This window comes from Agrococcus carbonis, from assembly GCF_900104705.1.
GTDB lineage: Bacteria > Actinomycetota > Actinomycetes > Actinomycetales > Microbacteriaceae > Agrococcus > Agrococcus carbonis.
Genome location: NZ_LT629734.1, coordinates 2,154,547 through 2,174,003, shown reverse-complemented (window position 1 = coordinate 2,174,003; position 19,457 = coordinate 2,154,547). Strand labels below are relative to the sequence as shown.

The window sequence follows — 19,457 nt, the reverse complement described above, 5'->3', positions numbered from 1 at the left end:
CGGGCCCTGAACCCGGCGGCGCACGAGCGCAATCGCTCAGGATCGGATGTCGAGCATTCCGTGCATTTGCCGAGAACGCTGTTTTGTAACACTGATGCGTTTTACGCTCCGACCAGATCGGAGGTCACGATGACGATCGGGCGCGGCGACTCGACGCTCCGAGTCCTGCGCGCCCGCGTCACCTGGCCCCTCTACCTCACCGATGCCGGAGCGTGGATGAGCGCGCTCGTCGCAGGCACGTGGCTGCGCTTCGACTTCGGCGCCGCCGAGTACGACGAGCGGACGGTGCTGCTGCTGTGCATCGCAATGTGCGCGGCCCACCTCGTCGCCGGCACCGCTCTGTCGCTCTACCGGGGCCGGTTCGACGTCGGCAGCCTCGACGAGCTGCTGCGGGTGGGGGTCGCCGCGCTCTCCACGACCGCGGCCGTCGGCCTGCCGGTGCTGATCGCGGGACCCGACATGGGCATCCCCCGCAACGTGCCGCTCGTCGCCGCCCCCATCGCCTTCCTCATCATGGCGCTCGCCCGCTGGGTGCACCGCATGAGCGAGGAGCGCGCGAGCCGCCCGTCGCGCGACGCCGAGCGCGCGCTCGTCTACGGCGCCGGGGTCGCGGGCACGAGCCTCGTCAAGCGGATGCGCATCGACCGCGGCTCGCCGTTCATCCCGGTCGCGTTCGTCGACGACGCGCCCGAGGAGCTCGGCGCGATGCACTGCGGCGTGCGCGTGCGCGGCACGGGCGACCAGCTCGCGCGGCTCGCGCGCCGCACGAACGCGACCGCCGTCATCGTCGCCATCTGCCGCGCCGACGCCGACCTGCTGCTGCGCATCACCGAGCGCGCCGCCGAGGCGTCGCTGCGCGTGCTCGTGATGCCGCCGCTCGAGGAGCTGCTCGACGGCCGCCGCGGCATGACCGACCTCCGCGACATCACGATCGAGGACATCGTCGGCCGGCACCCCGTCGACACCGACGTCGCGACCGTCGCCGGCTACCTCGCGGGCAAGCGCGTGCTCGTCACGGGTGCGGGCGGCTCGATCGGCTCGGAGCTCTGCCGCCAGATCGCGCGCTTCGGCCCCGCCGAGCTCATGATGCTCGATCGCGACGAGTCGGCCCTCCAGGCGGTGCAGATCGACCTCGCCGGGCACGGGCTCCTCCACACCGACGAGGTGATCCTCGCCGACATCCGCGACGCCGAGGCCATCCGCGCGCTCATGGCCCGCCGTCGGCCGGAGGTCGTCTTCCACGCCGCGGCCCTCAAGCACCTGCCGATGCTCGAGCAGTACCCCGACGAGGCGTGGAAGACCAACGTCCTCGGCACGCGCAACGTGCTCGAGGCCGCCCACGCGGCGGGCGTCGAGACCTTCGTCAACATCTCGACCGACAAGGCCGCGAACCCCACGAGCGTGCTCGGCCACTCGAAGCAGCACGCCGAGCGCCTCACGGCCGCGTTCGCCGCGCGCGGCTGCGGCCGCTACCTCTCGGTGCGCTTCGGCAACGTGCTCGGCAGCCGCGGCTCGATGGTGCCCGTCTTCACCGCGCTCATCGAGGCGGGCGGTCCGCTCACGGTCACGCATCCCGACGTCACGCGCTACTTCATGACGATCCCCGAGGCGTGCCAGCTCGTCGTGCAGGCGGGCGGGATCGGGCGGCCCGGCGAGGTGCTCATCCTCGACATGGGCGAGCCGGTGCGGATCCTCGACGTCGCGAAGCAGATGATCCGCATGTCGGGGCGCCCGATCGACATCGTCTTCACGGGCCTGCGCCCGCACGAGAAGCTGCACGAGGACCTCATCGGCGCCGGCGAGCACGACGAGCGCCCCTTCCACGACAAGATCACCCACACGCGCATCGAGCCGCTCGAGCCGTGGCGGCTGCGGAAGTCGGCGTGGGATGCGCTGTGGCGCGAGGGCGCGGACGCGGGCCCCGCGCGGCGGGCGCCCGAGCGCCGCGGGTCGCCCCTCGTCGCCGCTGCGGTCGAGCTGCCCGGCCCCGCTCCCGCGGTCGCGCCGCCGCCCAGCCGTCGGCCGACACAGCCGGCGCTCGTCGAGCACGCGCCCGTCGAGCACGCGCCGGTCTCCCTCGGCCAGCCGAACCGGGCCGCGCGATGAGCGAGCGCATCCACCTCTCCGCGCCCGACGTGGGCGCCGCCGAGCTGGCGGCGATCGTCGCGGCGTTCGACTCGGGCTGGATCGCCCCGCTCGGGCCCGACGTCGACGCCTTCGAGCGCGAGCTCGCCGACCGCGTCGGCGTCGCGCACGCCGTCGCCCTGGCGTCGGGCACGGCGGCGCTGCACCTCGGGCTGCTCGGCATGGGCGCGCGGCCCGGCACCGCCGTCGTGACGTCGACGATGACCTTCGCCGCGACCGCGAACGCCATCTGCTACACCGGCGCCGAGCCGGTCTTCGTCGACTGCGACCCAGTCACGGGCAACCTCGACCCCACCCTGCTCGAGGCGGCGCTCCGCGAGCTGCAGCGCGACGGCGTCGACGTCGCCGCGATCGTGCCGGTCGACCTGCTGGGCCGCGCGGCCGACTACTCGGCGATCCTGCCGATCGCCCGCCGCTTCGGCCTGGCGGTGCTCTCCGACGCCGCCGAGTCGCTCGGCGCCTCGCACGGGGGCCGACGCGCCGGGTCGCTCGCCGACGCATCCGTCTTCTCCTTCAACGGCAACAAGATCGCCACGACCTCGGGCGGCGGCATGCTGCTCTCGGACGACGCAGCGCTCATCGCCCGCGCGCGGCACCTCGCGACGCAGGCGCGCGAGCCCGCGAGGCACTACGAGCACGCCGAGATCGGGTTCAACTACCGCCTCTCGAACCTGCTCGCCGCGATGGGCCGCGCACAGCTCGCGCGGCTCGACGCGATGATCGCGCGGCGCCGGGCGATCCGCGAGCGCTACCGGGCGTTCGTGGCCGAGGCGCCGGGCATCGCGCTCTTCCAGGGCGAGGGCGACGCCGAGGACAACTGCTGGCTCACCGCGATCCTGCTCGACGCCGCGGGCCCGACGCCGACGGCGCTCGCCGAGGCGCTCGACCGGCGCGGCATCGAGGCGCGCCCGCTCTGGAAGCCGATGCACCGGCAGCCCGCCTTCCGCGGCCGGCGCGCGTTCCTCTCGGGGGCGGCCGACCGGCTCTTCTCCCGCGGCCTCGCGCTGCCGAGCGGCTCGGCGCTCGACGACGCCGCGGTCGATCGCGTGCTCGACGCGCTGAGCGCCGCGCTCGCGCACCACGCGACGGGAGCGCACGCATGACCGCCGGGATCCCCCGCACGAGCGACGGCGCACGGGGAGCGACGCGGTCGATCGGGCTGCTGACCTCGGTCGGCTCGACGCTCGACGCGTTCTTCCCCGAGATCGTCGAGCACTGGACGCGCGCCGGGGTGCGCGTCAGCACCGCCGCCGGCGACCGGTCGCGGCGGTTCGCCGAGCAGCGGGTGATCGACGGGATGACGCGCGCGCCGCGGATCGCGAACGTGCGCGCGCCGAGGGCGCTGCGAGCGTGGGTGCTGCGCGACCGGCTCGACGTCGTCATCACGAGCACCGCGACGGCGTCGGCGCTCAGCCGCATCGTGGCGTTGCCCGTCCCGGTCGTCTACTTCTGCCACGGCCTCCACTGGAACGGCTCGCGGCTGCGCGACGCGCCCTTCCGCGCGGCGGAGCGCGTCCTGCTGCACCGGAGCGCCGGCGTGATCTGCATCAACGACGCCGACGAGGAGTGGTTCGCCGATCGCGCCCCGCACGTGCCGCGCGTGCGCCTGCCGGGCGGCGTCGGGCTCGACGTCGCCCGCTACGCCCGGGAGCCCCGCGAGGCGTGGCGGCCCGGGGAGCCCCTGCGCCTCGTGTGGTGCGGCGAGTTCACGGCGCGGAAGCAGCCCGAGGCCGCTGTGGCGCTCGTCGAGGCGCTGCTCGCGCGGGGCGTACCGGTCGAGCTCGACATGCTCGGCGAGGGAGCGCGCTGGGCGCCGCTGCGCGATCGCGTCGGCAGCGCCCTGCCGGTGCGCTTCCCCGGCTACGTCGACCCGCGGCCGCACTTCGCGCGCGCGCACGCGCTCGTGCAGACCTCCCGGTGGGAGGGGCTGCCCCGCGTCGCCCTCGAGGCGGTCGCCATGGGCATCCCGACGGCCGGCTTCGACGTCAAGGGCGTGCGCGACGTGCCGGGCACGCGCACCGCGCCCGAGGGCGACATCGAGGCGCTCGCGGATGCGGTGCTCGACGCCGCGCGCACGCGCGGCGAGGATCTCCCCGACCCCGCGCTGCTGTCGTACACCCGCGCGGCCGACGAGATCCTCGCGTTCGTCGACCGCGTCGCGCCACTGCCCGCATCCGCCGCACCGCCCGCATCCGCCGCACCGCCCACATCCGCCGCACGGCCCGCACCCGCCGCACCGCCCGCATCCGCCGCACCCACCGTGCCGGCGCGAGCCGAAGGATCCTGACCGTGGCGGCGCAGAGCGCGGCCGGCGGCGCATCGGTGCCCGCCCATGCGCGCGCCGCGGGCGGGCCGGGCGGGGCCGTGCCCGCTCGAGCGGCCCACTCGCCAGGCCACCAGCGCGGCCCGTCGATGACGCGCCGCGGGCTCGTCGTCGCGTACATCGCGATGGCGGTGCAGCAGCTCGCCATCCAGGTGATCGCCGTGCTCACGCTCGCGCCGCACGACTACGGCGCCTTCGGGCTCGTCTACCTCGCCTTCGCGTGGATGCTGTCGCTGAGCCTCTCGATCGTCTCGGAGCCGTGGGCGCGCGGCGACGACGCCGACCGGGCGCCATGGGCGGCGTACTGCGGCGCGCTCCTCGCGCTCGTCGTCTCGGGCGCCGCCGTGCTCGCCGCGGTGCTCGCGGTGATCGGCGCGCCGTGGGCGATGTGGGCGCTCGGTGCCGCTGCCGTGCTCGCCGCCTACCGCGCGGGCGCCCGCTACGTCGCGGCCGCCGAGCACGACGGGCGCCACCTCACCGCGCCGGACCTCACGGCGACGGCCGTGACGGTCGCGAGCTGGGCGCTCGCGACGACCGCGCTGCAGCCGCTCGAGGCTGTCGCCGCGGCCTGGCTCGCCGGCAACCTCGCCGGCATCCTGCTCTCACAGCGCGTCCCGTGGCGACGCCTCAGGCTCCGCGGCTGGCTCGCTCGCCACGGCGCCGACGTCCGCGTGCTGCTGACGGAGTCGCTGCTGCTCGACGCCGGGTCGATCGCCGTCCCGGCGCTCCTCGCCGGTCCGCTCGGACTCGGGGGCTACGGCGTGTACCGCGCGGCGCAGAGCATGACGTCGCCGTCGCTCCTCCTGCTCGGCCCGCTGCGACCGCTCATGACCCGCTGGGGCATCGATCCGCTCGTCGGCGCGCGCGCCTTCGCGCTCTCGGTGGGGGCCGGAGCCGCGGTCGCGGGCGCCGTCGTCGGCGCGCTGCTCGTCATCGACGCACTCGGCCTCATGCCGGGGAGCGTGCTGCACGCGCTGCTCCCCCACCTCGCGCCGGTCGCGCTCCTCGTCGCGAGCGCGCTGCCCGCACACTTCTACTACCTCGCCGCCCGGATCCACCTCCCGGGGCGGGCCCTGCTGCGCACCCGCGTCGCGTCCCTCGCGCTCGCCGCCGCGGGCCCGCTGGGCGGCGCGGCGATCGGCGGCCTCTCCGCGGCGCTGTGGGGCTTCGCGCTCGCGATCGCGCTCGCGGCCGCCATCCTGCTGCTCGAGCTCTCGCTCCACGCGCGCCGCACGAGAGCGAGCCGCTGATGCCGCTCGTCACCGTCTCCTCCTACGGGCCGGCCGGCAGCAGCGCCCGCGTGCGGCTGTTCGACTGGCTCGCGCACCTCGGGATCCCGCACGCATCCCACACCTACCTCGGCGGGCGCGACAACCGGCTCGGCTCGATCGCCGCCGAGCCGCGCGCGGTGCTGCGCGCCGAAGCCGGGCTCCGCGCGCTCGTCCGCGACGTGCCCGGCAGCACGCTCGTCATGTCGCGGCGCGCGTCGCCCTTCAGCCGCGGCGGCGTCGAGGCACGGCTGCTCGCCGCCGCCGACCATGGCGTGTACGACTTCGACGACGCCATCCAGCTGCCGCGGCACGACCTCGCGGGGCGCCTCTTCGCCCCGCACCGCCAGTGGCGGCGCGCGGTCGAGGCGGCGGACACCGTGATCGCCGGCAACGACTGGCTCGCCGAGGCGGCCGCTCGGCACGCATCGCACGTCGTGGTCGTGCCGAGCTGCGTCGAGCCGGATCGCTACACCCGCAAGACGACGTACGAGCGCGCCGGCGCACCCCGAGCGATCTGGCTCGGCTCGCCCAGCACGGAGCCCTACCTGCGCTCGATCGCGCAGCCGCTGCTGACCGCGCACGAGGCGACGGGGATGCGGCTGACCGTCGTGAGCGCCGGCCGCGCGTCGCTCGGCGCCATCGACGCGATCGTCGACCGCGTCGACTGGCACGAGGCCACCTACGCCGCCGAGCTCGCGGCCGCCGACTTCGGCATCATGCCGCTCACCGACGAGCCGTGGTCGCTCGGCAAGTGCGCCTACAAGCTGCTGCAGTACGGCGCCTCCGCGCTGCCGATGGTGGGCAGCCCGGTCGGCGCGAACGCGCAGGCGCTCGCGCGCGCGGGCGGGTTCGCGCCGACGTCGCCACAGGATTGGAGCGAAGCGCTCGTCGCGATGGCGCGGCTCTCGCCCGTGGAGGCGGAGCGGCTGGGCGCGCGAGCGCGCCGGGCGATCGACGAGCACTACTCGTTCGCTGCGTGGAGCACGGCGTGGCGGAGCGCGGTCGGAGTCGCCGATGCGGTTCGCTGAGCGCGTGCGCGAGCATCCGGCGGTCGCGGGCGGCGGGCACGCGGCGCCCGAGCCCGGCAGCCGCTCGCGGGCCACCTTCGGCGGCGTCGTCGTCACGCTGTGCCTCATCTACCTCATGCTGCGACCGGTCGGATCGAACGAGGTGCTGATCCCGGTCCTGGGCGTGCTGGGCCTCACGGCGGCAGGGCTCGCGATGGCGCACCGCCGCCGGGTCTCCCCGCTGCTCGTGCCGTGCATCGCCCTGTTCGCGATGGTCGTCGCGCTCGGCAGCGTCGTGGGCATCGACAACCCGGGCTGGGCCTACGCCCTCATCACCTGGGTCGCCGGCCCCGTCGCGTTCGGCCTGTGGGCGGTCGCCCTGCGCGCGCCGCTGCTGCGGCTCACGATGCTCGCGGCCGCGTGGGCGACGATCGCGCTCTCGGCCTTCATCGTGCTCTACGTCGGCGCTCAGGCAGGCATCCTGCCGTCGGTCATCCCGCCGGTCCTCCTCGAGGAGAGCGGCGCGGGCTTCGACGGCACCGGGCCCGCGACCGTCATCCGCCTCTACGGGCTCTCGACGCTCGCGGCCGCCGCGCCCATGTGGACCGCGTCGCTGCTCGTCGGCGCGCATCCGTGGCTGCCGGGCGTGGCGCTCCGGCTCGCCGCGGGCGCGAGCGCGATCGCCGCCGTCATGCTGGGCGGCCGCCGCGCCATCATCCTCACCGTGCTGCTGACGCCGCTCATCGTCGCGGCCCTGCGGATGCTCACGGCGACCGGGCGGCGCGCGCGCGTGCCGCGGTGGGTCGCGGTCACGGGCATCCTCGCGGTGCCTGCCGCGGCGATCCTCGCGCCCCGCGTGCTCGAGCAGGCCGCGGTCCAGCGGGCGCTGCGGGCGCTCGCCGACTTCTTCAGCCCGGATCAGGGCGCGGTCGGCGTCGCCGTGCGCACCGACCAGAGCCGCATCCTGCTCGACGAGGCCGCGCAGCGCCCCCTCTTCGGCCACGGCTTCGGCGCCGTGCTCGAGAGCGGCTACGCGCGCAACCTCGAGCGGCCGTGGGAGTTCGAGCTGCAGTACCACCTGCTCGCGTTCCAGGTCGGCGCGCTCGGCATCGTGCTGCTGTGCATCGCCGCCTGCTGCGCCGTCGCGGCCCTCCGCCGGGCCGCGCTCCTCGACCCGTCCGCCGCGCCCGTGCTCATCGTGACGGCGACCGGAGCGATCGCGATGCTCGTCGCCAACGCCTCGAACCCCTATCTCCAGGCCCCCGGCCACATGTGGGCGATCGCGCTCGCGCTCGGCGCCGTCAACACCGTGCTGGTCTCAGGCGACGGGCAGCGTCACGACGCCGCGCTGCGGCCGACCGGCTCGGCCGGGTCGGCCGACTCTGCGGGCTCGCTGCCACGGGCAGCCGGCTCGTCCGATGCCGCCGCCGGCGGCGTCGGCGACGCGGCTGCGCCGTAGCTGCCGTAGCCGTACACCTCGGCCTCGCGCAGCGGCACCATCGTGAACACGATGCCCCCGACCCGCGCATCCACGGTGCTGAGCCGACGCAGCGCGAGCTCGAGCTGGTGCTTCTTCGTGCGGCGCACCGAGACGACCATCAGCGCCGCGTCGACCTGCTCGGCGATGACCGCCGCATCCGTGACCGGCAGCAGCGGCGGCGAATCGACCAGGACGCAGTCGTAGTCGTGCCGCAGGCGGTCGAGCAGCGCGCTCATCGCCTTCGAGCTGAGCATCTCGGACGGGTTCGGCGGGATCTGCCCCGCCGGCAGCACGCTGAGGCACGTGTCGCCCCACTGCTGCACGACGTCGGGGAGCCGGGCGGAGCCGATGAGCACGTCGGTCAGGCCGACGCTGCCCTCGAGGTTGAGGTACTCGGCGATCTTGGGCTTGCGAAGGTCGGCGTCGACGACGATGACGCGCTGCCCCGCGTCGGCGAGCGCGAGGCCGAGGTTGGCCGTCGTCGTGCTCTTCGCCATGCCCGGGAGGGGCGAGGTGACCACGAACGTCCGCGCGCGCTCGTCGATGCCGACGAAGCGCAGGCTCGTGCGCAGTGCCCGGAAGGACTCCGCGCGCATGCTGTGGGGGTCGGCGCGCATCACGAGGGGCCGCTGCTTGGCCTTGGGGTCGAGCCCGATGGCGCCCAGCAGCGGCGCCGTCGTGATGTCCCGCAGATCCCGCTCGGCGTGGATGCGCGTGTCGAGCGCGTCGCGGAGCACGGCGATGACCGCCGCGAGCGCGAGTCCGAGCAGGCCCGCGAGGGTCATGTAGAGCGCGGGGCGCGGGGTCGTCGGCGCCTCGGGGGGCCGAGCCGCCTGCACGACGGCGAGCTGCACGGGGCTCGACAGGCCCGGCCGCGACTCGATCTCGCTCACGGTCGTCGAGAGGCTCGCCGCCGTCGCGTCCGCGAGCGCCACCGCGCGCACCGCGTCCCCGTCGGATGCGGTGATGTCGATCACCGTCGTGTCCGGCACGATCGTGGCCTCCACGTGCTCGGCGAGGGTCCAGTAGTCGGTGCCGAGCTCGAGCTGGGCGATGACGTCGTCGAGCACGCGCTGCGAGTTCGCGAGGCTCGCGTAGCTCGCGACCCTCGACTCCGTGTAGCTGCTGCCCTGCGCGAGGTCGGACGCGGTCTCGCCGGAGCGCACCGAGACGAAGACCCGCGTCGACGCGGTGTAGGTCGGCGGCTGCAGCAGCGCCGCGAGCCAGCCGGCGCCCACGCCGAGGAGCGTCGCCACGATGAGCAGCGCCCAGTACTTCCTGAGCAGGCGAGCGAAATCCCTGAGCTCCAACGTGACCCCCATCGCATGGGTTGGCGCGTCGGCCGTGACGCACGCAGGGTCATCGTGGCACGCCGAGCGTCGGCGCCGACGAAGGGTTGGCTCAGCGTCTCTGCGCGAGTTCCCTGAGGCGCTCCGCGACGACGGCGACGTGGCCGTCGACCGCTCGAGCGGTCCTCCGGTGGGCGAGCCGACCGCGGCGGAAGGGGTCGGCGATGTCGAGCTCGTCGCCCTGCCACGGCGGCATCATGCCCCGCTCGACGCCCGCCGCCGAGACGACGGCGCGCAGCCGCGCCGCACCGCCCGCGCCGGTCGCCTGCTCGAGCGGCGGGGCGTCGGCGCGAGCGAGCGACGTGAGGATCGCCGCGAGCTCCGGGAGCGTGAACGTCCGCCGCGTCGCCGACGGCACGAGCCGCGCGCACGCGGCGCGGTGCTCCTGCGCCATGGCGACGACGAGGTCGGCGCGCTCGACGTGCTCCGCGCGCAGCCGGCGCGTGCGGTGCACGCCCGCGTCGCGGAGGCCGAGCCGGTCGGCCTCGCCCGCGGCGCGCGCATCCATCGGCTCGCCGTCCCGGGCGACCGTCCCCGCGCTCGCAACCTCCACCGCCGCGAGGTCCCGCCACTCGGGCGACGACAGCCGGGCCCGGAGCAGCTGCTCGGCGAGCGGCGAGCGGCACAGGTTGCCGGAGCACACGGTCAGGATCCGGAACACCGCGTCGTCGCCCGACGCATCCGCGTCTCGGGGTGGCGACGGCTCCGGCATGGGGCGAGGCTACGGCCGAGGTCGCCGTCGCCGCGACCCGACGACGCGAGATCTCGGCGTCTCCTGAGGTGTGCGCTCGCAGCGGACGCCCGCGGCGCGCCGGTGCCGGTCTGGGAGGATGGACGGGTGAGCGCGCGACCGGCCGACAGCACCCCGAAGGAGCGCGAGGCGGCCCCGGAGGGGCCCGCGCGCTCGGTCGATCCCTGGGTCATCGAGGCCGAGCGCACCGCATCCGCACCCGGCTTCCGCCGCCCGGCGCTCGGGCCCGTGCCGCGGTCGCAGGTCTACCTGCTGGGGCTCCTCGCGGCGCTCCGCGCGGCGGGGCTCGTGCTCGTCGCCGAGGCCGTCGCCCGCGGGATCGCGGCGCTCACGGCCGGCGACCTCTCGGCCGAGACCACGCGGCTGATCGTCGTGCTGGGGCTCGCGGGCGCGGTGCTGCGCGCCGGCGCCGAGTGGGGCACGTCGGTCGCGGCGCGGCGCATCGCGATCGGCGTGAAGCGCTCGATCCGCGGGCGGCTGTGGCGGCAGCTCGCCGACGGCGACGTCGCGGGCGGCGGCACGGCGGTGCTCGCGAGCGACGGCCTCGACGACCTCGACGACTACTACGTGCAGTCGCTGCCGGCGACGATCGCGGCGGCGGTCGTGCCGCTGCTCGTCGGGATCCGGGTGCTCGGCGCAGATTGGCTGAGCGCCGTCATCATCGTGCTCACCGTGCCGCTCATCCCCTTCTTCATGGTGCTCATCGGCAAGCACACGCAGCAGCGCACCGACGAGGCGCTCTCGGCGCTCACGCGGCTCGCCGACCACCTCGCCGAGCTCGCGCGCGGCCTGCCGGTGCTCGTCGGGCTCGGCCGGGTCGACGAGCAGGCGGCCGCCCTCGAGCAGCTGCAGCGCGGCTACCGCGAGCGCACGCAGGAGACGCTGCGCTGGGCGTTCCTCTCGGCGCTCGCGCTCGAGCTCGTCGCGACGATCTCGGTCGCGATCGTCGCGGTCTTCCTGGGCCTGCGGCTGCTGAACGGCACGATGGAGCTCGAGCCGGCGCTCCTCGCGCTCATCCTCGCGCCCGAGGCCTACAGCGCGCTGCGCCAGGTCGGCACCGCCTTCCACGCCTCGCAGGACGGCCTCGCGGCGCTCGAGCGCGCGCAGGAGATCCTGCGCCGGCCGGCGCGCGCGGACGTCCGCACGGCCAGCCCGTCGGTCGAGGAGCGCGCCGCCGAAGGCGGCACGCGTCACGAGACCCCCGGCGCCGCCACCGTCCCCTCGTCGGTCGAGGAGCGCGCCGCCGAAGGCGGCACGCGTCACGAGACCCCCACCGCCGCCACCGTCCCCTCGTCGGTCGAGGAGCGCGCCGCCGAAGGCGGCACGCGTCACGAGACCCCCACCGCTACCCCCCGCATCCGCCTCACCGACCTCACCGTCCACTACGCCGGCCGCGACACCCCCACCCTCGCGGGCATCAGCGCCGACCTCGAGGGGATCGTCTCGGTCGCCGGCCCCTCGGGCGCGGGCAAGTCGACGCTGCTCGCCGCCCTGACGGGCGCTCTGCCCGCCGACGCGCACGTCGGCGGCAGCGTCGTCGGCACGGGGGCGGATGCGGTGGGCTGGGCCCCGCAGGCCCCGCGCGCCTTCGCGGACACGCCGCGCGACGAGCTCGCGCTGTACGGCGCCGATCCGATCGCGGCGCTCGAGGAGCTGGGGCTCGGCCACGTCGCCGATGCGGCGGTGCCCGAGCTCAGCCCCGGCGAGCAGCGCCGGCTCGCGGTCGCCCGCGCGCTCGCCCGCGCCGACGCCGGCGCGCGCGTGCTCGTGCTCGACGAGCCGACCGCGCACCTCGACCGCGAGTCGGCCGATCGCGTGCGCGCGGCGATCCTCCGCAGGGCGCCTGGCCGCGTCGTGGTGCTCGCGAGCCACGAGCCCGAGACGACCGCCCTCGCGACGATGACCCTGCGCGTCGGTACCGCCCCCTCGTCGGTCGAGGAGCGCGCGGCCGAAGGCCCCCCGCGTCACGAGACCCTCGCAGCCGGCGCCCCAGCACGCTCGTCGAGTAGCGCGCGAAGCGCGCGTATCGAGACGGCAGCGGTAGGTCTCGATACGGCGCCTGCGGCGCCTACTCGACCAGCGGAAGAGGCCCCCTCGTCGGTCGAGGAGCGCGCGGCCGAAGGCCGCTCGCGTCACGAGACCCTCGCAGCGGCGAACGGCCCGGGTCTCGATACGGCGCCTCCGGCGCCTACTCGACCAGCGGAGGGGGCGGCTGCCTCGTCGACGGCGGGTCTCGATACGGCGCCTCCGGCGCCTACTCGACCAGCGGAGGACGTCCCCTCGTCGGTCGAGGAGCGCGCGGGCGAAGGCCGCACGCGTCACGAGACCCTCGCAGCGGCGAACGGCCCGGGTCTCGATACGGCGCCTCCGGCGCCTACTCGACCAGCGGAGGGGGCGGCTGCCTCGTCGACGGCGGGTCTCGATACGGCGCCTCCGGCGCCTACTCGACCGGCGGGTGGCCGCCTCACGCTCCGCGCCCTCCTGCGCGGGCACCGCATCCGCTGGGCCGCCTCGATCGCGATGGCGGCGCTCGCCGTCGGCTTCGGGCTCGCGCTCACCGCGGTGTCGGGCTGGCTCATCGTGCGCGCGAGCATCGAGGAGCACATCATGGTGCTGCTCGTCGCGATCGTGGGGGTGCGCGCGTTCGGCATCTTCCGCTCGGTGGGGCGCTACGCCGAGCGGCTGCTGACGCACGACGCGGCATTCCGCGCCGTCGACGGGCTGCGGCTGCGGCTATGGCGCGCGATCGCCGCGCGCGGCGCAGGGTCGCGGCGGCTGCTCGAGGGCGGCGCGCCGCTCGACTACCTCGTCACGCTCGCCGACGACCTGCGCGACCAGCTGCCGCGCGTGCTGCCGCCGATCGGCGTGGGTGTGCTCGTGATCGCCGGCACCGGCATCACGACCGCGCTCGTCGCGCCGCAGCTGCTGGCCGTCGTGCTCGCGACCCTGATCCTCGCGACCGCCGCCGGCGCCGCCCTCGCGATCGTCTCGGAGCGCGGCGCGGCAGCGGCGCGCGTCGCCGCACGCAGCGACATGGTGCGCGGCACCGCCGCCCTCGCGTCGGCGGCGCTCGACCTGCGGGGCAACGGCGTCGCGGGCGTCGCGCTCGGGCAGCTCGACGACGCGGCCGATCGCCTCGCCCTCGCCGAGCGCCGTGCGGCATGGTCGGCGGGCCTCGGCACGGCGGTCGTCACGGTCGCCGTGACCGCCCTCGCGGTGCTCGTGCCCGCCCTTGCGCCGGAGCTCTCGGGCGAGGGCGCGTCGGTCATCGCGCTGCTCGCACTCGCCTTGCTCGAGCCGCTCACCGATCTCGTCGCCGCGGTGCACCGCGTGCCGGCGATGCGCGCGCTGCTGGGCCGGCTCGGACCGGTGCTGCGGCCCGCGCCCGCCCCCGCGTGGGGCGACGCCCCGCCCCCGGCGCCCGTGACGGCAGTCGAGCTGGCCGACGTGGCGGTGCGCTACCCCGGCGCCGAGCGCCCCGCGGTCGCGGGCGTCTCCGGCCGCGCCGAGGCGCGCCGCTGGCTCGTGCTCGACGGCCCCTCTGGCTCGGGCAAGTCGACGATCCTGTCGGCCGTCATGGGAGCGTTGCCGCTCGAGCGCGGCGCGATCCTCGCCGAGGGTGGCCGCGATGCCGGATACCCGCGCGACCGGGCTCGAAGCGCGCATTCGGCGCCGCGGAACGCACACATCGCGTCATCTCGAGACGCCTCCGAGGAGCGCCGCCCGCTCACCGACCTCGACGAGCGCGCCTGGCGCTCGACCGTCGCCTGGTGCCCGCAGGACGCCTACGTCTTCGACTCGACCCTGCGCGGCAACCTGCTGCTCGCCCGCTCCCGCGCCGATGCCCCCGACGAGGCGACGATGCGCGACGCGCTCGCGCAAGCGGGGCTCGCGCCGCTGCTCGGCACGCTCGCCGAGGGCCTCGACACGCGGGTGGGCGCCGGCGGCTCGGCGCTCTCCGGGGGCGAGCGCCAGCGCCTCGCCGTCGCGCGAGCGCTGCTGACGCGTGCCGAGCTCATCCTGCTCGACGAGCCGACGGCGCACCTCGACGCGCCCACCGCATCCGTCATGATGGCCGACGTGCGAGCCGCCACCGCCGATCGCGCGGTGATCCTCGTCTCGCACCGCGCCGCCGACCGCGAGCCCGGCGACGCCCTCGTGCGCCTCCCCTGATCGAACCGCAGCCGGCGACCGCCCGACGCCGACCGCCCGAGGCCGAAGCCGCTCGCTCGTCAACCGGTCCTGAGGCCCCGGGGCCGCCCGGCGGGCTCGAGCGGCCCCTCCGCCGGTCGACGAACGGCTGGCCCGACCACCGTCAGCCAAGCCGCAGCGGCCGAACAGCGCCCGACCGGCGGGCGAACGCGCAGACGAGCGCTACGCGACGAGCCGCTTGAAGCGGTCGCTCCCCCGCGTCGACCCGGCCATCTCGACCTCGGCGCCCGGCACCCCGCTCGCGCCCACGTGCAGGATCGCCCGCGCGAGCACCTCGTCCCGCACCTCGCGGCGGGCGTGGTCGTCGGCGAGCATCTCGACGAGCGCCGCGACCTCGGCATCGGCGAGCGCGGCGATCGGGAACCACGGCAGCGCCGCCCGCCAGGCGCGGAACGCGAGCAGCAGCAGGTCGTGCCGCTGCTCGACGTGCGCGCGCTCGTGCGCGATCACGGCGACGAGCTCGTCGGGGTCGAGCCGGTCGAGCAGCCCCTGCGAGAGCACGGTCACCGAGCCCGCGCCGCGCGGCAGGCAGTAGGCGACGGGCACCGCGTCGTCGAGCACGCGCGTGCGCGCGCGGGTCGGATGCGGTGACGACAGCAGGTCGAGCAGGGCCAGGTGGCGCCGGCGCTGCCTCGTGACCTGCACGATCGTGACCGCGAGGTGCACGAGCAGGTAGGCGGCGAAGGCGATCGCCGGGACGAGCGCCCACAGCTGCCCGGCGCTGCCCGACAGCCCTGGCGCGAGCGCGAGCCCGGAGAGCGCGAGCGCGCCGATCATCGAGAGCCCACCGGCGAGCCCGACGCCCTGCCACACGAGCAGCGCCACCACGGGGGCCCGGGCGGGCCACGCGGCACGCGCGAGCCACACCGGCACCGGCCATGCGAGCAGCACTGAGACGAGCCACAGCATGGCGGCGCCCCACACGACCGCGCCATGGGGGATGACGAGCGCGCCCTCCAGCCCGGCCGCCGCCCCGCCCGGCACGATCAGCCCCGGCTGCCCGCCGTGCGCAGCAGCTCGCGCAGCACCGCCGCGTCCTCGGCGGACACGCTGCCGACGAAGCGCTCGAGCACGGCCGAGCGGTCGTGCGACTCGTGCAGCACCTCGTGCATGAGCTCGGCCACGTGGTCGGCGCGCGAGGCGACGGCCGCGTAGCGGTAGGGCCGCACCGCGCGATCGGAGGCGACGAAGCCCTTCTTCTCGAGGCGCGAGAGCACGGTCAGCAGCGTCGTCGCGGCGAGGTCGCGCCCCGCCTCGGCGAGCTGCGCCTGCACGTCATAGGCGCTCACGGGCGCGGCGGCATCCCACACGGCGTCCATCACCGCGCGCTCCAGCTCGCCGAGCGTCCCCATGCTGCGCCTCCTCCGCCGGTCCCCGACCGACCGGTCACGATCCTGCCGGACGCGACCCGCGCATCCGACACACCCCGATCGTACACGGGGTTCTACAAACCGTCGAAGTTCTTCTATGCTGAGTAGAAACAGTTCTACGCGCCGTAGAAGGAGGCCGCGGAGTGGAAGCCCTCGACATCGCCAGGTGGCAGTTCGGCATCACGACCGTCTACCACTTCATGCTCGTGCCGCTCACGCTCGGCCTCGGCATGGCCATCGTCGTCATGCAGACCATCTGGGTGCGCACCGGCGACGAGAAGTTCCTCCGGATGGTGAAGTTCTGGGGCAAGCTCTACCTGATCAACTTCATCCTCGGCGTCGCGACGGGCCTCGTGCAGGAGTTCCAGTTCGGCATGGCGTGGAGCGAGTACTCGCGCTTCGTCGGCGACGTCTTCGGCGCCCCGCTCGCGCTCGAGGGCCTGCTCGCGTTCTTCGCCGAGTCGACCTTCATCGGCATCTGGATCTTCGGCTGGGGGCGCCTGCGCAAGGGCCTGCACCTCGCCGCGCTCTACTGCGCGGTGATCGGCTCGTGGTTCTCGGCGTACTTCATCATCGTCGCGAACTCGTGGATGCAGCACCCCGTCGGCGTCGAGCTCGTCGACGGCCGCCCCGTCATGGTCGACCTGTGGGCCGTGCTCACCAACAACACCGCGCTCGCCGCCTTCACGCACACGATCTTCGGCTCGCTCATCGTCGCCGGCATGTTCCTCATCGGCATCAGCTGGTACCACCTGTGGCGGCGCCGCCACGACGGCATCGACACGACGGATGCGTCGGGTCGCGTCGTCATCGGAGAGGCACCGTCGGTCGCGGGCCGCGACAAGGCCGACCACGGCGTGTGGCTCTGGTCGCTGCGGTTCGGCGCGGTGCTCGCGATCGTCGCCTTCGGCGGCACCGGCATCACGGGCGACTGGCAGGGCAAGCTCATGTACGAGCAGCAGCCGATGAAGATGGCCTCCGCCGAGGCCGCGTGCCACACGGGCTCGGCGTTCTCGGTGCTCTCGATCGGCGACCCGGGCTCGACCGACTGCCGCGACGTCATCACGCTCATCGAGATCCCGGGCGTGCTCGGCTTCCTCGGCACCGGCGAGTGGGGCGCCGACATGCCCGGCATCACCGACCTCGAGCCGCACTACGTCGACCAGTACGGCGAGACGATCCCCGACGACGAGCTCTACGGCTCGTTCGCGGGCACCGAGGTCAACTACGTGCCGCCGATGTGGGTGACCTACTGGGGCTTCCGCCTCATGATCGGCCTCGGCGCGATCACCGCCTTCGGCGCGGTCGTGGCGCTGTGGCTCACACGCCGCGGCACGGTGCCGACCTCGCCCTGGATCATGCGCCTCGCGATCCTCGGCATCCTCGCGCCCTTCGCCGGCAACATCGCGGGCTGGATCTTCACCGAGATCGGCCGCCAGCCGTTCGTCGTCGCGCCCAACCCCGACCCCTCCGGCATCGACGGCGTGTTCATGTTCACGGCCGCCGCCGTCTCCCCCGGCGTGAGCGCCGGCGAGCTGCTGTTCTCGGTCATCGCGCTCACGGGCGTCTACGCGGTGCTCATGGTGGTCGAGCTCTTCCTGCTCGCGAAGTACGTGCGAGGGGGCGTCGCGAGCGCGATGCCCGAGCTGGCCCCGCACGCGCCGGACGACGGCGCGGGCGACGACCACGACGCATCCGACCGACCCGACGACCGGCGCGACGACGTGCTCGCGTTCGCGTACTGATTCGAGGAGTGACCATGGAACCGCTCGCGATCACCTGGTTCGTCTTCATCGCCGTCCTGTGGATCGGCTACCTGCTGCTCGAGGGATTCGACCTCGGCGTCGGCATCCGCATGCTCTTCGCGACCCGCGACGAGCGCGAGCGCCGCGTGATGCTCAACACCATCGGCCCCGTCTGGGACGGCAACGAGGTATGGCTCATCACCGCCGGCGCCGGCACCTTCGCGGCCTTCCCCGCGTGGTACGCCTCGCTCTTCTCGGTGCTCTACGTGCCGCTCACGATCGCGCTCGTCGGGCTCATCCTGCGCGCGGTCTCGATCGAGTGGCGCGGCAAGGTGCACACCGCCCGCTGGCGAGGCCTCTGGACGGCGGGCATCGGCGTCGGCTCGCTCATCGCGGCGTTCTGCGTCGGCGCGATGCTCGCGCTCACCTCGCTCGGGCTGCCGATCGACGACAACGGCGACCGCGTCGGCGGGCCGTTCGTGTGGCTCGGGTGGCCGGCGATCGTCGGCGGGCTCGCGGTCGTGGGGTACGCGCTCGCCCACTCGGCGACGTTCCTCGGCCTCAAGGCCGACGGCGCGGTGCGCGAGCGCTCGGCCGACTTCGCCGCCCGCTGGGCGCCGCTGTGCCTCGTGCCGGCCGCGATCTGGGCGGTGTGGGTGCAGCTCGAGCACGGCGGCACACTGCTGTCGTGGACCCTCGTGGGGCTCGCGGTCGTCGGCGGGGCGTACGGCTGGATGCAGGCGCGCCGCCGCTCGGAGGGGCGGGCGTTCATCGGCTACGCCGCGTTCGGGGTGTTCGGCGTCGCGGCCGTCTTCGCGGGCATGTTCCCGAAGGTGCTGCCCTCGACGATCGACCCGGCGTTCGACCTCACGCTCATGAACGCCGCGAGCGGCACCTACACGCTCGGGGTCATGACGACCATCACGGCCATCAGCCTGCCGATCATCATCGGCTACCAGTCGTGGAGCTACTGGGTCTTCCGCAAGCGCGTCACGCCCGGCATGATCCCCGAGGCGCACATCGTGCTGCCGGCGATCCTGCGGGATCGCGACGCGGCGGCGCCGCGGGCGTAGCGGACGCAGAGTTGCGGCGAGTCGCGTCCGTTCGACGCTCGAACACGCGACTCGCCGCAACTCTGCGGCGACGACCGCGGCTCAGGAGCGCAAGCGCGTCAGCGCCGAGCCCTTGTGCGCCGCGGCCGCTCCCGTCTTGTCGCTCTCGAGCTCGTACTGCGGCTCGTCCTCGCTCGCGTGCCGCGTGCGCCCCTTGAACTCGAAGTCGCGCGTGTGCACCTTCGTCACGCGCCCGCGGATCCGCCCCGCCTCCGAGTTCCAGCTCACGTGGTCGCCCACCTCGTATCGCGCAGCCATGCGGCCATGATGCCCCACCGCCGCTACCGTTGAGCGGTGACGCCGCTCGACTCCGCCGCCGGCATCGGCGAGCTCCTCTCGTGGGTCGGCCTCGGCATGGGCATCCCGCTGCTGCTCATGGGGTGGTGGATGCGGCACCGCGACGGCGCATGGCTGCCCGTCTCGATCGTGGTCGCGCCCGGGCCGCGCGGGGCCGTCGCCCGCTGGTACACCGGCGGTGAGTTCCACGAGCGCAGGCTGCGCGGCGCCGAGGCGCACCTGCGGGCCGGAGAGCACGAGGCCCTGGTGAGCTCGCGCGATGCGCGCCGCGTGCGCCTGCACCCGCCCGCGATGCCGCGCATGCTCCTGCTCGTGGGCGGCATCCTCTGCGTCGTCGGCGCCGTCGGCTTCGCGCTCTCGCTGCTGCCGCTGCTCAGCTGACGCGACCACCGCCC

The 19,457-nt window shown here is 75.0% G+C and carries 14 protein-coding genes; 9 read left to right on the top strand and 5 right to left on the bottom strand.

The window, feature by feature from the left end; translation table 11 throughout:
• Positions 1 to 129 precede the first annotated feature (129 nt).
• From BLT67_RS10490 to BLT67_RS10470, 5 genes are read left to right on the top strand one after another with little or no spacing between them, the layout of a single operon-like run.
• A complete protein-coding gene (locus BLT67_RS10490) occupies positions 130 to 2,106 on the top strand; it encodes a polysaccharide biosynthesis protein (protein ID WP_092666967.1) in 1,977 nt (658 codons plus the stop codon).
• Positions 2,103 to 3,248 carry a DegT/DnrJ/EryC1/StrS family aminotransferase gene (locus BLT67_RS10485; protein WP_092666966.1) on the top strand — a complete coding sequence of 382 codons (1,146 nt, stop codon included), beginning with the start codon at positions 2,103 to 2,105 and terminating at the stop codon, positions 3,246 to 3,248. Before BLT67_RS10490 ends, BLT67_RS10485 begins: the two co-directional genes overlap by 4 nt.
• On the top strand, positions 3,245 to 4,432 hold the full coding sequence (locus BLT67_RS13605) for a glycosyltransferase (protein WP_092666965.1): 1,188 nt from the start codon (positions 3,245 to 3,247) through the stop codon (positions 4,430 to 4,432). The genes BLT67_RS10485 and BLT67_RS13605 overlap by 4 nt, the downstream gene beginning before the upstream one ends.
• Before the next feature lie 2 nt (positions 4,433 to 4,434).
• Positions 4,435 to 5,718, top strand: coding sequence for a hypothetical protein (locus BLT67_RS10475; protein WP_092666964.1), 1,284 nt, complete (start codon positions 4,435 to 4,437; stop codon positions 5,716 to 5,718).
• Positions 5,718 to 6,767, top strand: coding sequence for a glycosyltransferase family protein (locus BLT67_RS10470; RefSeq protein ID WP_092666963.1), 1,050 nt, complete (start codon positions 5,718 to 5,720; stop codon positions 6,765 to 6,767). Before BLT67_RS10475 ends, BLT67_RS10470 begins: the two co-directional genes overlap by 1 nt.
• Positions 6,768 to 8,081: 1,314 nt before the next feature.
• On the opposite strand, the gene BLT67_RS10465 is transcribed toward BLT67_RS10470, so the two are convergent.
• Together BLT67_RS10465 and BLT67_RS10460 are read right to left on the bottom strand one after the other, a co-directional pair.
• A complete protein-coding gene (locus tag BLT67_RS10465) occupies positions 8,082 to 9,536 on the bottom strand; it encodes a polysaccharide biosynthesis tyrosine autokinase (protein ID WP_092667627.1) in 1,455 nt (484 codons plus the stop codon).
• 91 nt (positions 9,537 to 9,627) lie between these two features.
• Positions 9,628 to 10,287 carry an arsenate reductase/protein-tyrosine-phosphatase family protein gene (locus tag BLT67_RS10460; protein ID WP_092666962.1) on the bottom strand — a complete coding sequence of 220 codons (660 nt, stop codon included), beginning with the start codon at positions 10,285 to 10,287 and terminating at the stop codon, positions 9,628 to 9,630.
• 126 nt (positions 10,288 to 10,413) lie between these two features.
• On the opposite strand from BLT67_RS10460, the gene BLT67_RS10455 reads away from it, so the two are divergent.
• The gene (locus BLT67_RS10455; protein WP_092666961.1) at positions 10,414 to 14,499 is read left to right on the top strand and encodes an ATP-binding cassette domain-containing protein; all 4,086 of its coding nucleotides are present in this window, start codon (positions 10,414 to 10,416) and stop codon (positions 14,497 to 14,499) included.
• A gap of 201 nt (positions 14,500 to 14,700) precedes the next feature.
• Here the strand turns inward: BLT67_RS10455 and BLT67_RS10450 are convergent, their stop codons facing one another.
• Positions 14,701 to 15,522 (bottom strand): M56 family metallopeptidase, encoded by an 822-nt coding sequence (locus tag BLT67_RS10450; RefSeq protein WP_092666960.1) that lies wholly within the window; start codon positions 15,520 to 15,522, stop codon positions 14,701 to 14,703.
• Positions 15,523 to 15,524: 2 nt separating this feature from the next.
• The gene (locus BLT67_RS10445) at positions 15,525 to 15,890 is read right to left on the bottom strand and encodes a BlaI/MecI/CopY family transcriptional regulator (RefSeq protein WP_092666959.1); all 366 of its coding nucleotides are present in this window, start codon (positions 15,888 to 15,890) and stop codon (positions 15,525 to 15,527) included.
• Positions 15,891 to 16,051: 161 nt separating this feature from the next.
• Here BLT67_RS10445 and BLT67_RS10440 point away from each other — a divergent pair, with 161 nt between their 5' ends.
• Positions 16,052 to 17,653 carry a cytochrome ubiquinol oxidase subunit I gene (locus BLT67_RS10440; protein WP_092666958.1) on the top strand — a complete coding sequence of 534 codons (1,602 nt, stop codon included), beginning with the start codon at positions 16,052 to 16,054 and terminating at the stop codon, positions 17,651 to 17,653.
• Positions 17,654 to 17,667: 14 nt separating this feature from the next.
• On the top strand, positions 17,668 to 18,726 hold the full coding sequence (gene cydB, locus BLT67_RS10435; protein ID WP_092666957.1) for a cytochrome d ubiquinol oxidase subunit II: 1,059 nt from the start codon (positions 17,668 to 17,670) through the stop codon (positions 18,724 to 18,726).
• Positions 18,727 to 18,807: 81 nt separating this feature from the next.
• On the opposite strand, the gene BLT67_RS10430 is transcribed toward cydB, so the two are convergent.
• Positions 18,808 to 19,023 carry a hypervirulence associated TUDOR domain-containing protein gene (locus BLT67_RS10430; protein WP_092666956.1) on the bottom strand — a complete coding sequence of 72 codons (216 nt, stop codon included), beginning with the start codon at positions 19,021 to 19,023 and terminating at the stop codon, positions 18,808 to 18,810.
• Between the two features lie 36 nt (positions 19,024 to 19,059).
• On the opposite strand from BLT67_RS10430, the gene BLT67_RS10425 reads away from it, so the two are divergent.
• Positions 19,060 to 19,443, top strand: coding sequence for a hypothetical protein (locus BLT67_RS10425; RefSeq protein WP_092666955.1), 384 nt, complete (start codon positions 19,060 to 19,062; stop codon positions 19,441 to 19,443).
• Positions 19,444 to 19,457: the final 14 nt, after the last annotated feature.

Coding starts and splice junctions, on each gene's coding strand:
- BLT67_RS10490 (WP_092666967.1), top strand. CDS start 130: ATGACGATCGGGCGCGGCGACTCGACGCTCCGAGTCCTGCGCGCCCGC.
- BLT67_RS10485 (WP_092666966.1), top strand. CDS start 2,103: ATGAGCGAGCGCATCCACCTCTCCGCGCCCGACGTGGGCGCCGCCGAG.
- BLT67_RS13605 (WP_092666965.1), top strand. CDS start 3,245: ATGACCGCCGGGATCCCCCGCACGAGCGACGGCGCACGGGGAGCGACG.
- BLT67_RS10470 (WP_092666963.1), top strand. CDS start 5,718: ATGCCGCTCGTCACCGTCTCCTCCTACGGGCCGGCCGGCAGCAGCGCC.
- BLT67_RS10460 (WP_092666962.1), bottom strand. CDS start 10,287: ATGCCGGAGCCGTCGCCACCCCGAGACGCGGATGCGTCGGGCGACGAC.
- BLT67_RS10445 (WP_092666959.1), bottom strand. CDS start 15,890: ATGGGGACGCTCGGCGAGCTGGAGCGCGCGGTGATGGACGCCGTGTGG.
- cydB (WP_092666957.1), top strand. CDS start 17,668: ATGGAACCGCTCGCGATCACCTGGTTCGTCTTCATCGCCGTCCTGTGG.
- BLT67_RS10430 (WP_092666956.1), bottom strand. CDS start 19,023: ATGGCTGCGCGATACGAGGTGGGCGACCACGTGAGCTGGAACTCGGAG.